12 protein-coding genes are annotated in these 14,150 nt (G+C 57.5%); 8 read left to right on the top strand and 4 right to left on the bottom strand.

Features of this window, described 5'->3' with window-relative positions:
- Positions 1 to 155: 155 nt before the first annotated feature.
- Positions 156 to 2,066, bottom strand: coding sequence for an ATP-binding cassette domain-containing protein (locus JL015_RS11405; protein WP_201002753.1), 1,911 nt, complete (start codon positions 2,064 to 2,066; stop codon positions 156 to 158).
- A gap of 208 nt (positions 2,067 to 2,274) precedes the next feature.
- Here JL015_RS11405 and JL015_RS11400 point away from each other — a divergent pair, with 208 nt between their 5' ends.
- Positions 2,275 to 4,203, top strand: a complete 1,929-nt coding sequence (locus tag JL015_RS11400; protein ID WP_201018561.1) for a transglycosylase SLT domain-containing protein — start codon at positions 2,275 to 2,277, stop codon at positions 4,201 to 4,203.
- A 59-nt stretch (positions 4,204 to 4,262) separates the two neighbouring features.
- Here JL015_RS11400 and JL015_RS11395 read toward each other — a convergent pair whose 3' ends face one another.
- Together JL015_RS11395 and JL015_RS11390 are read right to left on the bottom strand one after the other, a co-directional pair.
- Entirely contained in the window at positions 4,263 to 5,072 is an 810-nt protein-coding gene (locus JL015_RS11395; RefSeq protein ID WP_201018560.1) for an MOSC domain-containing protein, read from the bottom strand.
- Positions 5,073 to 5,154: 82 nt separating this feature from the next.
- Positions 5,155 to 6,087, bottom strand: coding sequence for a chemotaxis protein CheV (locus JL015_RS11390; protein WP_201018559.1), 933 nt, complete (start codon positions 6,085 to 6,087; stop codon positions 5,155 to 5,157).
- A gap of 577 nt (positions 6,088 to 6,664) precedes the next feature.
- Between JL015_RS11390 and JL015_RS11385 the strand changes: the two genes are divergently transcribed.
- From JL015_RS11385 to JL015_RS11375, 3 genes are all read left to right on the top strand, one after another.
- Positions 6,665 to 7,069, top strand: coding sequence for a hypothetical protein (locus tag JL015_RS11385; protein ID WP_201018558.1), 405 nt, complete (start codon positions 6,665 to 6,667; stop codon positions 7,067 to 7,069).
- Positions 7,070 to 7,391: 322 nt separating this feature from the next.
- On the top strand, positions 7,392 to 8,285 hold the full coding sequence (locus JL015_RS11380) for a sensor histidine kinase (protein ID WP_201018557.1): 894 nt from the start codon (positions 7,392 to 7,394) through the stop codon (positions 8,283 to 8,285).
- Positions 8,282 to 8,941 carry a response regulator gene (locus JL015_RS11375; RefSeq protein WP_201018556.1) on the top strand — a complete coding sequence of 220 codons (660 nt, stop codon included), beginning with the start codon at positions 8,282 to 8,284 and terminating at the stop codon, positions 8,939 to 8,941. The genes JL015_RS11380 and JL015_RS11375 overlap by 4 nt, the downstream gene beginning before the upstream one ends.
- On the opposite strand, the gene yegS is transcribed toward JL015_RS11375, so the two are convergent.
- Positions 8,925 to 9,842, bottom strand: coding sequence for a lipid kinase YegS (gene yegS / locus JL015_RS11370; protein ID WP_201018555.1), 918 nt, complete (start codon positions 9,840 to 9,842; stop codon positions 8,925 to 8,927). The genes JL015_RS11375 and yegS overlap by 17 nt on opposite strands.
- 51 nt (positions 9,843 to 9,893) lie before the next feature.
- Between yegS and JL015_RS11365 the strand changes: the two genes are divergently transcribed.
- The 4 genes from JL015_RS11365 to JL015_RS11350 all read left to right on the top strand — a co-directional run bounded on the left by JL015_RS11365 (position 9,894) and on the right by JL015_RS11350 (position 14,141).
- On the top strand, positions 9,894 to 10,151 hold the full coding sequence (locus JL015_RS11365) for a hypothetical protein (protein WP_201018554.1): 258 nt from the start codon (positions 9,894 to 9,896) through the stop codon (positions 10,149 to 10,151).
- A 176-nt stretch (positions 10,152 to 10,327) separates the two neighbouring features.
- Entirely contained in the window at positions 10,328 to 11,764 is a 1,437-nt protein-coding gene (locus tag JL015_RS11360; RefSeq protein WP_201018553.1) for an undecaprenyl-phosphate glucose phosphotransferase, read from the top strand.
- Positions 11,764 to 13,221, top strand: coding sequence for a mannose-1-phosphate guanylyltransferase/mannose-6-phosphate isomerase (locus tag JL015_RS11355; RefSeq protein ID WP_201018552.1), 1,458 nt, complete (start codon positions 11,764 to 11,766; stop codon positions 13,219 to 13,221). Before JL015_RS11360 ends, JL015_RS11355 begins: the two co-directional genes overlap by 1 nt.
- A 143-nt stretch (positions 13,222 to 13,364) precedes the next feature.
- Positions 13,365 to 14,141, top strand: coding sequence for a polysaccharide biosynthesis/export family protein (locus JL015_RS11350; RefSeq protein ID WP_201018551.1), 777 nt, complete (start codon positions 13,365 to 13,367; stop codon positions 14,139 to 14,141).
- Positions 14,142 to 14,150 lie beyond the last annotated feature (9 nt).

Genomic DNA, 14,150 nt, shown 5'->3' with positions numbered 1-14,150 from the left:
TATTTACCAGCGAAAAGCCCGGGCATCTGTCCCGGGCTTTTTTGCATCAAACTACCGGCGTAGGAGCGAATTCATTCGCGAAAGGCCGATACATCCGAAAAACGTATCGCCCTCAATGACGTCTCGCGAATAAATTCGCTCCTACCGGGTTCGGCTCACTCGTCCAGTTCGGCCCAGCGCTCCAGCAACGCATCGAGCTGCGCCTGCATGCTCTCGACCTGCGCCAGCACGGCAGTGGTCTGCTCGGAAGAGCGCTGATAGAAACCCGGCTCGGCCATTTCTGCAGTCAGAGCGGCAATCGCCCCTTCCACTTCATCGATCTGCCCCGGCAAGGCTTCCAGCTCACGTTGCTGCTTGTAGCTGAGCTTCTTTTTGGCAACAGGCATTTCCTGAGCCGCTACAGGCGCAGCCTGCACCACGGCAGTGTTCAGCTCGGCCTTGCCTGACTTGGTGTCGGTGACACCCAGCAAGCGCGGCGAACCGCCCTGACGCAACCAGTCCTGATAGCCGCCGACGTACTCACGAACCTTGCCCTCACCCTCGAAGACCAGAGTACTGGTGACCACGTTGTCCAGGAATGCACGGTCGTGGCTGACCATCAGCACCGTGCCCTTGAAGGTCAGCAGCACTTCTTCGAGCAACTCCAGGGTTTCCACGTCCAGGTCGTTGGTCGGTTCGTCGAGCACCAGCAGGTTGGCCGGCTTGCTGAACAGCTTGGCCAGCAACAGACGGGCACGCTCGCCACCGGACAACGCCTTGACCGGCGTACGCGCACGCTGCGGGCTGAACAGGAAATCGCCCAGGTAGCTCAGGACGTGACGGCTCTGACCATCGATATCGATGAAGTCACGGCCTTCGGCCACGTTATCGATAACGGTCTTTTCCAGGTCGAGCTGGTGACGCAACTGGTCGAAGTAGGCAACGTCCAGGCGAGTGCCGACCTCCACCTTGCCTTCGGTAGGCTGCAGGTTGTCCAGCATCAGCTTGAGCAATGTGGTCTTGCCGGTACCGTTGGCACCCAGCAGGCCGATACGATCCTCGCGCTGCAGGACCATGGAGAAATCCTTGATCAGCGTCGGGCCACCCGGATGCGCGAAGCTGACGTTTTCCAGCACCATCACCTGCTTGCCGGATTTCTCGGCAGTATCGAGCTGGATATTGGCCTTGCCGGTGCGCTCACGACGCTCGCTACGTTCGACGCGCAAGGCCTTGAGGGCGCGCACGCGACCTTCGTTACGGGTGCGACGGGCCTTGATCCCCTGACGAATCCAGACTTCTTCCTGGGCCAGACGCTTGTCGAACAGGGCATTGGCCGTTTCTTCGGCAGCCAGCGCGGCTTCCTTGTGAACCAGGAAGCTGGCGTAGTCGCCATTCCAGTCGATCAGGCCACCACGGTCGAGCTCCAGAATACGGGTCGCCAGGTTTTGCAGGAATGCCCGGTCGTGGGTGATGAACAACACAGCACCCTGGAAATCCTTGAGGGCTTCTTCCAGCCAGGCGATTGCGCCGATATCCAGGTGGTTGGTCGGTTCGTCGAGCAGCAGCAGATCCGGCTCGGAAACCAGCGCCTGGGCCAGCAGCACACGACGACGCCAGCCACCGGACAACTCGGCCAGGGTCTTGTCGGCGGGCAGTTGCAGACGGCTCAAGGTACTGTCGACCAGTTGCTGCAGGCGCCAGCCGTCACGGGCTTCGAGTTCCTGCTGGACATGCATGAGCTTGTTGAGGTCGTCCTCGGTCACGCAGTTCTGGGCAAGGTGGTGGTATTGGGCGAGCAAGGCACCCACGCCATCCAGACCTTCGGCAACCACGTCGAAGACCGTCCGGTCATCGGCCACGGGCAATTCCTGTGGCAACTCGCCGATCTTGAGGCCAGGCGCACGCCAGACAGCGCCGTCATCGGGCTTCTGCACGCCCTTGACCAACTTCAACATGCTGGATTTGCCTGTACCGTTACGGCCGATGATGCACACCCGCTCACCACGGGCGATCTGCCAGGACACCTTGTCCAACAACGGCATGGCGCCGAAAGCAAGGGACACATCGCTGAATTTGAGCAGGGTCATGATCTTCTCCAAAAACCGGGCGCGCATTCTACCTGAGATAACCGACAGATGTCGGCATTCATGCCACCCTGCACCGGGCAACCCGCAACGTCCTTATAACATCTGGTTTCATTCGCATTCATTACAGCCTTCGGCAATGCTTTCACCCGAGGCTGGCAAAAGGCTAAGCTAGCGACACTTTTCACGATTCACTCTGCTCGGAAGTCTCATGCGCAGTCGTTTGTTCAGTTTCTTATCCTGCCTGTTGCTGTCTGCCACTGCGGCACAGAACGCTCACGCGGCAGATCTCGGCCAACAACGCAAATATTACGACGAAGCAAAACGGGCACTGGCCAAAGGCGACTCAGGCCCTTATCAGATGTACAAGTCAGCGCTGGCCACCTACCCGCTGGAGCCTTATCTCGAATACGACGAACTGACTGCGCGCCTCAAGACTGCAAGCAATCAGGAGATCGAAAGATTCCTGGCCGAGCACGACGACCTGCCCCAGGCCAACTGGATGAAACTGCGCTGGTTACGCTGGCTGGCCGAACGTGGCGACTGGCAGACCTTCGTCAAGTACTACAGCCCCAAGATGAACTTTGTCGAACTGGACTGCCTGTATGGCCAATACCAGTTGAACAACAATCTGCGCGCCGAAGGCTATGCCAACGCCGAAAAGCTGTGGATGACCGGCAAGACTCAGCCAGACGCCTGCGACGCACTCTTCAGCCAGTGGGCAGCCGCCGGCCAGTTGACCGAGCAAAAACGCTGGCAACGCGCCAAGCTGGCAGCACAGGCTCGCAACTACACGCTGGCAAACACTCTGGTCAACAGCCTCAACTCCCTCGCCCCCCAAGGCAAGTTGCTGCTGGCCGTGGCCCAGAAGCCGGAAATGCTCAATAACCCGGCGCAGTTCACGCCGGTGGATGAGGCCATGTCGGATGTCGTAGGCCTTGGCTTGCGCCGCCTGGCCAGACAGGACCCGCAAAAAGCCATGGCCATGCTCGACGGCTATGCCGCGACCATGCACTTCTCCCGTGAAGAACAGGTGGAGATCGCCAAGGAAATCGGCTTGACCCTGGCCCGTCGCTACGACGATCGCGCTCTGGAGGTCATGACCAAATATGACCCCGAACTGCGCGACAACACCGTGACCGAATGGCGTCTGCGCCTGCTGTTGCGCCTGGGACGCTGGGAGGATGCCTACGAACTTGCACGCCGACTGCCCAAGGATCTGGCCAGCACCAACCGCTGGCGCTATTGGGAAGCTCGCGCACTGGAGCTTGCCCAGCCGAACAACCCTCTGATCCCGAGCCTCTACAAGGACGTGGCCAAGGAGCGTGATTTCTATGGCTTCCTGGCGGCTGATCGCACACAAAGCGCTTATCAGCTCAATAACAAGCCACTGGTGCTCAGCCCTGCGCTGGTCAACAAGGTGCGCAACACGCCGGGCATACGTCGCGCCCTGGAGTTTCATGATCGCGGCGAAATCGTCGACGGCCGTCGTGAGTGGTATCACGTCAGCCGCCTGTTCAGCCGCGATGAAATGGTTGCCCAGGCCAGACTGGCCTATGACATGAAATGGTATTTCCCGGCGATCCGGACCATCAGTCAGGCGCAGTACTGGGACGATCTGGATATCCGCTTCCCGATGGCGCATCGCGACACACTGGTGCGCGAAGCCAAGGTACGCGGCCTGCATTCAAGCTGGGTGTTTGCCATTACCCGCCAGGAAAGCGCATTCATGGACGATGCCCGCTCAGGCGTGGGCGCCAGCGGCCTGATGCAATTGATGCCGGCCACCGCCAAGGAAACAGCCCGCAAGTTCAGCATTCCACTGGCATCGCCGCAGCAGGTGTTTGATCCGGACAAGAACATTCAGCTTGGTGCTGCCTATCTGAGCCAGGTACACGGCCAGTTCAACGGCAACCGCGTGCTCGCCTCCGCCGCCTACAACGCAGGCCCCGGCCGCGTTCGCCAATGGCTCAAGGGCGCCAACCATCTGGCATTCGATGTCTGGGTAGAAAGCATTCCCTTCGATGAAACCCGCCAGTACGTGCAGAACGTGCTGTCTTATTCCGTGATCTACGGGCAGAAGCTCAATTCACCACAGCCGCTGGTGGACTGGCATGAGCGCTTCTTCGACGACCTGTAAAAGCTGATCAGAGGCAAGGCAGTTGCACGCTGCCTTGCCCACACCACTCAGGCGGCAGGTTATTCGAGAATCTCGACCTTCATCCCCACTTCCAGAACCCCAGGCCCGTCATTGACCAGATTCTGGCCGAACATCACATCGCCCTCCATTTCGCGATAGGTCTTCAACGTAGTCAGCGGCTCACGGTCTTCGCTGCGTACGCCTGTCGCCGGATCGATGGTGGTCAGGATGCAACGCGCACAAGGCTTGAGGACACGAAACTCCATTTCGCCGATGCGGATACGTTTCCAGCCGTCCTCGGCAAAGGCCTCGGCGCCTTCGATGACCAGATTGGGCCTGAAGCGCAGCATCTCCTGCGGGCGACCGATCCTGGCAGACAGATCGTCGAGCGAGCCCTGACCGATCAGCAGCAAGGGAAAACCATCGGCAAACGACACCTTGTCATCAGCCGTGCCGTAACCACTGGGCAGCGAGCGGGCACGATCCACCGGCACGTACACCATGCGGGTCGGCTTGCCGATGAATTCGCTGACCCAGGCAGCCGCCTCCTCTCCCGCATCCGGCACCTGCAAGGTATCGCGCCAGACCGTGACACCGCGCAGATTCGCCTCGACACTGGCAGGCAGAGCCACATCAAGAGGCTGGAAACCGGGTGCAGAAAGGGTCACACCGCCTGCGGCATTCCACAGTACGGACAACTGAGACATGTGCGGCAAGGCACGCTGAGTGAAGAAACGCCCGCTGTTTGCGTCCACCAGCATCCAGCGTCGGTCGCCTGCCAGCCCCAATTCATCGAAGGCTGCGCGCTGCAGTACTTCGGCTTTGCATGATTTGAGGGGGAAACGATAAAGAGAAGCGAGACGTAGCATTGCCTGTTCCTTGGGAGCTCGAAAAACTGCGACATGAACGTCGCAGCTTATACGAGGCACCCAAGGCAAAGCAGCAAATGTTTCAGCCGCCGTTGACCATGATCAGACGCTGGCGCACTACTTCGACCAGTTTGTCGGGCTGGAACTTGGAGAGGAAGTTGTCGCAACCGACCTTCTTGACCATCGATTCGTTGAAACTTCCGGACAACGAGGTGTGCAATACGATGTACAGGCTGCGCAGGCGCGGGTCATTGCGGATTTCCGTGGTCAGGCGATAACCGTCCATCTCGGGCATCTCGGCGTCGGTAAAGACCATCAGCAGTTTTTCTTCGACGTTCTCACCCGCGTCAGCCCAGCCTTTGAGCATGTTCAACGCCTTGAGGCCATCGCTGGCCACATGCAGCTTCAGCCCCAACTGCGAAAGAGTGTCGCGCAACTGCGACAGCGCCACCTTGGAGTCGTCCACCAGAAGGATTTCACGGCCACGGGCGTGCTCCAGAACCGGGTCTTCCAGCTTCTCGCGGGACACCTTGGCGTTGTAGGGCACGATCTCGGCGAGGACTTTTTCCACGTCGATGATTTCCACCAACTGGTCATCGACCTTGCTGATGGCAGTCAGATAATGCTGACGACCGGCACTGGTCGGCGGCGGCATGATCGCATCCCAGTTCATGTTGACGATACGGTCCACGCCACCGACCAGGAACGCCTGCACGGAACGGTTGTATTCGGTCACGATGATGGTGCTGCCCGGACCGGGCACCAAGGGACGCATGCCGATGGCCTGAGACAGGTCGATCACCGGCAGCGTCTGACCGCGCAGGTTGACCACACCACAGACAAACGTGTGTCGCTGGGGCATCAGAGTCAGCTTGGGTAACTGGAGCACTTCCTGGACCTTGAACACGTTGATCGCGAACAACTGACGACCGGCAAGGCGAAACATGAGGATTTCCAGGCGATTCTCGCCCACCAGCTGTGTGCGTTGATCTACTGTGTCGAGAATGCCAGCCATTTATAGCTCCTGAAGCGTTGATCACGATGAGTCTGCAGTACCTGTATCGGCTGCAACAGCCCGGACCTTAATAGCCATAAATACAATGTCCAAGCATTGATGTCACATTACCATCATGCTTTACTGGTGTCGCACTTCCCGTGGTCAAATATGACAGAAAACTCCTGTTTGACCCCCACATAAAAACAGGCTCGACGCTTTCGAGCCTAGGGGTACCCCTGAGCCTCCATCAGGGCTGACCTGATATTCTCCACACTCAATAGCCACTATTGTGACGCCATTCTCATTGCATGAATGGAGTCAGGCTCTTGTTCGCTTTCCGGTCCGTGCAATCAGCCATCCTGCTGAGGTTCATCGCTGGGCGTCAATGGCGTTGCACCATTGCAAAACTGGAGTATCCAGTGCGGTCCGATAACGGGTTGGCGTCATTCAAGGCACTATTTTTTAAAAACCAAAATGCCATCATTCGGCAATATTCAGAAAGCACCTACATACATTCATTTGAAATCAACATTAACTGTCGTCCATTCGCTGCGGGCGAAACAAATTCGCTACCTACACTGCGTGGAGACAGAGGATGCTGAACAGTAATGAGTGGCAGCACAGACACGATCAGTTCCTTGAGGACTCGCTGGCTCTTCTTTACAAGTCGGAAGAATGCCTGTCGCACCTGGAAATGATCGTCGACGATGAAGATGCCATTGAAAGCCTGCTGACCAATCTGCTCAAGCTTAGCCATGAGGCTCAGAACGCTTCGATTGAATGCCTTGCAGACTTTTCCCGGCAACTGCGGCAATGGCTTACCGAAGCCCGCCAATGTGACGGGTTCTCACAGGAAGTGCTGAATACGCTAAAAAGCTGTCTGGCCCTGATGTCCTGGCAACTGGAACTGATCGACCCACAGACCGGCGAGCTTCCTCTGGACAGTGAAGAGCAGCAGGAACTTCTGGCCAAGCTCGCCGATATTTCCAGTACTTCCTGATCATCGCAGCCTGTTACGCGCAAATGACAACCGGTCTTGCAGGCCATCTTCCCCCGGCAAATCATTGCCTGTTTTCAAGTCGATATCCCTTCAGAAACATCAGGACACTATTACGGTACGTGCCAGCGCACGCATTGCCCTGCAATTTCCTGTTTACAGGAAGGCAGGTTAAAACATTAAATCATCGCAGCATTGAGATAAGATCACTCGCCGGACATGGACAGGCTCTGAAACTGACGGGCTGTTATACAACTACGTGATATTGACCTGACCTCGATAATGCCAGGTCATACGCACTGACCATCAATTGGCGCCATTCTTTATGCATGTCAGCAGGAAGCTCCCCAGAGTTCGATCCCTCAACACGAAAAACGCCCAGTGGCTTACGAATGTGCTGTGTACGGGCGCAATCCTGGGCAATATCGGGCTGTTTCTCAGTTCTGACGCACTCCCCCTTTCACTGCTGGCACTGAACCTGATCACGTTCGTGAGCATCTGGCTCGCACAACTACGTGCCAACAAACTGATCCAGCTTAAACCCCAGGAACTGGCCGAACGGATGCTGGAAGTTCAGGAAAGCGAACGCCATCGGCTCAGCCGGGAATTGCATGACGACATCGGCCAGATGCTGACCGCTGCAAAGATCCAGTGCGACTGGCTGCAACGCCGCTTAACGACAGATTTACAGTCCCACGGCATACAACTGAACAGCATTCTTGAAGAAACCCTGGACAAAGTGCGCGACCTGTCAGCCATCCTCAATCCCCGCCAACTGTCGAGCCTGGGGCTGGAAGCCAGCTTGCGGGCTCATCTGCTGAACGCCCTGACCGACAGCCCGGTGCGCTGGAGCCTGGAGTGCCACCAGCGGCTGACCGGCATTCCCGAAGAAATGGCCGTGGCCGCTTTCCGCATCACTCAGGAAGCCGTGACCAACGTGCTGCGCCACTCCCGTGCCGAAAACCTGCTGGTACGCCTGCAACGCTTGCCCGCCGGGCTTTCACTCTTCATCGCCGACGACGGCATAGGCTTCGAGCCGGCACATAACCCGGCACATGCTGGCCAGCGCGGCATGGCGGGCATGGCAGAACGGGTAGCCTTGCTCAATGGCTCATGGAGCCTGCACAGCACGCCGGGCAAAGGCACACAGATCGACGTATTGTTTCCCTGGGCTCCTCGCACACACGAACGGGCCAATGCACACAAGAACCCCCAATGACTTGCAATCTATTACTGATCGATGACCACTCGCTGATAAGGGCTGGCGTCCGCGCTCTGGTTTCAGACATTCCCGGCTACGCCGTGATTGGCGAGGCGGCTGATGGCAGCCAACTGTCGAGTCTGGTACTCGAACTGGAACCGGACATCATCCTTCTGGACATCACCATGAAGGACACCAACGGCCTGGACGCCCTGGAACAACTGCTTGGGGTGCAACCCCACAGCAAAGTGCTGATCATCTCGATGCATACCGACACCGACACGATCATGCGAGCCCTGGAAATGGGTGCCCATGGCTATCTGCTCAAGGACGCGACAGCCAAGGAACTGGAACAGGCACTGGAAGCCCTGCGCAACGGCGAGCGCTATTTGAGCCCTGCCATCGCCCATACCGTGATCAATCGGGCCTTGCGTGGTCCCCGGGCAAACAAACCCGAGCCACTGGACAAGTACAACCTCACTGCTCGCCAACTGGAGATCCTGCGTCTGGTCGTACGCGGCAAATCCACCCGTGAAATCGCCAGCGGGCTGGGCCTGAGCATCAAGACCGTGGAAAGCCATCGCTCACAGATCATGAAGCGCCTGCAGATCTACGATGTTGCCGGGCTGGTACTGTTTTGCGTGCGCGAACGGATCATCAGTCTGGACGACTGAGTGCCTGTACCGTCCCGAGCACCGGCGAATTCCCGGGCAAATGGATCCGCAAGGCGCCGGGGCGGGCCACAAAGCGCAGGTTCTCGCCTGATAACGGTTCACCGTCCAGATTGATGTCCAGCCCCTGGGCGGACTTGAGTTCAACCCACGGCAGGCGCGCACGAACGAACATATTGTCGATCCCCAACCCGCCTTCGAGCAGCCGCTTGAGCGTACCGACAACCTCCTGAGGCGCCGGAAGGATGCTGATATCGAGCATGCCATCATCGACCATCGCTTCCGGGCACAACACATGACCGCCTCCGGCCTGTCGACCGTTACCGATGCCCAGGGCCAGCAGATTGCCGCGCCAGTGAAAATCCGGCCCGACCAGTTCGCCATGAGCCGCATGCAGCTCGCTGAACCGCGACAACCCGGTAAACAGATACGCAGCGCCGCCCAGCACCTTTTTCAGGTCTTCAGAGGTATTGGCTGTCACCTGGCTGCCAAAGCCGCCAGTGGCCATGTTCAGGAACAGCTTGCCGTCCACTTCCCCGAGATCGACCGCACGTGGCTCTACATCCAGCAGATCCAGTGCATCCGACACTTCCAGCGGTACACCGGCTGCACGGGCGAAATCATTGGCGGTGCCCAATGGCAGAATCACAAGGCTGCTCTGTGTCTCAGCCTGCGCAAGAGCTTCGGCAATATCGCGTACGGTGCCGTCCCCGCCTCCGGCAATGATGTGCCGGTGTCCGTTCGTCAGCGCTTCGGTGACCAGACGCTGCGCGTCACCGCCCTCCCAGGTCAGTCGAACATCCAGCTCCCAGCCTTGCTCACGCTTTTCCATCACGGCGCTGCGTACATCCTCATTAAGCGACTGCTTGCCATGCAGAATCAGAATCGCTCTGCGTTTTGTCATGACGCTTCTCCATAATCGATAGTCTGTACGAAGACACTTTCCGTGTAACACGTGGATGTGACCCCACCGCACAAGAAAAAACCCCTTCTTCCGGATAATTTTTTCAAGGGGCCTGCTGGCCGGACCTCCCTTGAAATAACTGAACGCGCACGCCTGCAACAGCTCTGCAACAACGCAAAAAGCCAAAATAAAATCCCAAGAATGAAACTTTTTTTGTTTCATGAGCTTTACTGTCAAGAAACCCCCATTCGAGGGTGCTGTTTTTCAAAAACCAACGAAAAGACCTACGCGATCAAAGGCTTTGAATGACTTGAAAAAATTGACACACCATCAGGGGACATGAGGAAAAAAACCAAAAACGACAAATAAATGGCTTTTCTTGGAATAAATAAATAGAAAAGATATTTTTTTGACTCTAGGATATTACGACCGACAGATCATGGATCGGCACTCGAACCATGAGTGCCATGTAGTGAGGGAGCTTTATGCGGTTGCAACCAGTCGACAGTCTTTCGCTGACACGCACCAGCCTGGTCGAATACTTCCTTTTGGGCATCCGCCTGATCCATGGAGCCTCCTGCATCCTGCCAGGATTGCTGATTCTGGTACTCCTGCATGATGGCGCTATCGAAAACCCGCAGGATTACGCAGTGATGCCGCTGTTTTTCAGCGTGGTCAGCGTCCTGATATTCCAGGCTCTGGGGGTTTATTCCGAAGCGCTGTTCAGTAACGCATTACGTTTGCGCGTCATCGTCTTCGCCTGGTCCGCATCCTTCGGCGTATTGCTGTTCATGCACCAGACCATGGGCTTTTTCGAGCGTCTGACCAACGAGCAGCTGATTTTCTGGTACCTCAGCAGCCTGGCCCTGTTCTGTATCGTGCGCTTGCTGATGCTGGTGTTTTTCAAGCACCAGATGCGCAAGGGCATTTTCCTGCAGAACGCGGTGATTCTGGGGGCAACGGAAAACGGCCTGCGTCTGGCCGAATACCTGCTTGAGCATCAAGACATCCGTTCGGGTGTAACCGGCTTCATCGATGACCGCATTGGCCGCATGCCCAAGACCGTCGCCAACCTGCCCTTGCTGGGCAACACCAGCGATCTTGAGCGGCTGATCAGGGAAGAGAAAGTCACCCAGGTACTGGTTGCCCTGCCCTGGACCGCCGAAAACCGCATGGACTACATCATTCGCGAACTGCGCAGGCTGCCAGTGAATGTCTTGCTGGTGCCGGACATGATTGCTTTCAGGCACACCCACAACCGCATCACCGAAGTCGCCAAGCTGCCGATGTTCAACGCTTCGGATGTGCCACTCAATGGCTGGTCGCCCTTTTTCAAGCGGGCCGAGGACATTGTGCTCTCGACGCTGGCGGTACTGGCGCTGTCGCCGGTCATGCTGCTCATCGCCCTGGCGATCAAGCTCGACTCTCCTGGCCCGGTGCTGTTCCGGCAAAAACGTTATGGCTACAACAACCGGCTGATCGAGGTCTTCAAGTTTCGTTCCATGCATCAGCATCAGGCCGATGCAACCGCCGAGCAACAAACCACGCGAGGTGACGCCAGGGTCACTCGGGTCGGGCGCTTCATACGCAAGACCAGCCTGGATGAGCTGCCACAGTTGTTCAATGTCGTGGCAGGCAGCATGTCGATGGTGGGGCCTCGGCCCCATGCAACGGCAACCAAAGCGGCCGGCATTCTCTTCGAGCAAGCGGTGAAGGAGTACACGTCACGCCACAGGGTCAAGCCGGGAATCACCGGTCTGGCCCAGATCAATGGCTATCGTGGTGAAACAGACACCGTGGAAAAAATCGAAAAGCGCGTCGAATTCGATCTTGAGTACATAGAAAACTGGTCCGTCTGGTTCGACCTTTACATCCTTATGCGCACTGTTCCGGCAGTGCTCTTCACTCGTGAGGCTTATTGATGAGCAACCTCATCCCCTGCATCATCGCCGGCGGGTCCGGCACCCGACTCTGGCCGGTCTCTCGCGAAGCCATGCCCAAGCCTTTCATGCGCCTTCCCGATGGCGAAAGCCTGCTGCAAAAAACCTTCAAACGCGCCACAGGCCTGCCAGGCGTCGAGCGTCTGCTGACCGTCACCAACCGTGAAGTGTATTTCCGTACCGCAGACGACTACCGTCAGCTCAACAAGAGCAAGGTCCCTCTGGACTTCATCCTTGAGCCTTTCGGCCGCAACACGGCACCGGCCATCGCGGCAGCTGCACTGCATGCGCTCAAGCTGTATGGCACGGATGCCAAGCTGCTGGTTCTGCCCGCCGATCACCTGATCACCGATGTGACAGCCTTCTCCCAGGCTGTCAGTGCCGCACGGCTACTGGCGGATGAAGGCTGGCTGGTGACCTTCGGGATCTTGCCTACCAAGCCGGAAACAGGTTTCGGCTATATCGAAAAGGCCCAGTCGCTCAATGCCGATGGTTATCAGGTCGCACGCTTCGTCGAAAAACCCGACGCAGCCACCGCCCAGAGCTATGTAGACGGCGGGCAGCACCTGTGGAATGCGGGCATGTTCTGCATGCGTGCCGAAGTCCTGCTGCATGAACTTGAAATCCATGCGCCCGAGGTGTTGATCGCGGTCAAGGCATGCCTTGAAAAGAGCATCAGCAAGGAAGGCAACCGGGAGTTGCAGCTGGAACTGGACAGCGAGCTGTTCGCGGCCGTCCCGGATATCTCCATTGATTACGCCCTGATGGAACGCTCGAAGAAAGTCGCCGTTGTGCCCTGCCAACTGGGCTGGAGCGATATCGGTTCCTGGCAGGCAGTACGCGAACTCTCCGCAGTGGATGCCAAGGGCAACCAGTGCAACGGCCAGACCGTATTGCATGACGTGACCAACTGCTACATCGACTCCCCGAAACGACTGGTGGGTGGTGTGGGCCTGGACGACCTGATCATCATCGATACGCCCGACGCCCTGTTGATCGCTGACGGCAAGCGAAGCCAGGACGTGAAAATCATTGCCCAGGAACTCAAGCGCCAGGGTCACGATGCCTATCGCCTGCACCGCACCGTCACTCGTCCATGGGGCACTTACACGATTCTTGAGGAAGGTAAACGCTTCAAGATCAAGCGCATCGTGGTTCGCCCACAAGGGTCGCTGTCACTGCAGATGCACCACCATCGCAGCGAACACTGGATCGTGGTCAGCGGCATGGCCAGGGTCACCAATGGTGAACGCGAGTTCATGCTCGATACCAATGAGTCGACCTTCATCAAGCCAGGACACACGCACCGCCTGGTCAACCCCGGAGTCATTGATCTGGTGATCATCGAAGTCCAGAGCGGCGAGTATCTGGGCGAGGACGACATCGTGCGCTTCACTGACATCTATGGCCGGGCTCCGGAACAAGCGATCAAGGCATGAAATTCGATAACAAGGTCACGATGACAAGCACATCAATAACGATGAGGGACTGAACCAACACGCACTGGACAGGCAGTACCAGCCAACATGATTTCTTTACCCGAAAGGGAGCCTTATTCGTGCATGACAGGAGTTCAGGACCGATGAAAAGCATTCTGCTGTTAATCAGCGTATTGCTGCTAAGCGCTTGCAATACACCCGCGCGGGTCGGCTTGCCCGATGACAAGGCGCAGATCGAAGCCGGCCAGGCGGCAGGACGGGCTCTGGCAGGCAAACCTTTGCCACCGGAACGGATTCGCCCCGGAGATACCTTGCGTATCGTGCGCAACACCGGGGAAGCACCGTCGATATCAGCCTTTACCGCCAACTCCATCTATGAGCTGACGCTGTTTCAGGTGCTCAACGACGGGACCTTTTCCTATCCCTACATCGGCACGGTCAAGGCGGCTGGCCTGACCTTGCAACAGTTGAACGACCTGCTGGAAAGCAAGCTCAAGGATGTCTATCGCGAGACGGCCCTGACCATCAATATTTCCCAGTCGCCAGGCAATACGGTGTTCGTGGGGGGCGCCGTGCGTAACTCGGTCACTCTGCCGGTCAATGTCGCCACCAACCTGGAGCAGGCTCTGGTAGGCGCAGGCGGTGTGGCACTCGATGCCGATGCAGGTCAGGTGGCGTTGCTGCGCCTGGAAGAAAACGGCCTCTACAAGACTTACTTCTTCGACTACAGCAAGTTTCTTTGGGCAGACGCTGGCGGGCCTCGCGCGCCGGTACTGCTGCAACGCGGCGATGTGGTGTTCGTCCCCAAATCCACAGTCGGAAACAAGGTGGACGGCGTCAACCTGTACTTCAACCAGTTGATTCCTTTCGCGAAATCGATAGGCCTGGGCATGAACTACGAGTTGCGTAACAACAACTAATCGTCAGGG

Source organism: Pseudomonas cichorii (assembly GCF_015471405.1).
In the GTDB taxonomy this organism is placed as follows: Bacteria; Pseudomonadota; Gammaproteobacteria; order Pseudomonadales; family Pseudomonadaceae; genus Aquipseudomonas; species Aquipseudomonas serbiensis.
The sequence above is the reverse complement of the archived record's forward strand: the minus strand, read 5'-3'. Positions and strand labels throughout refer to the sequence as shown.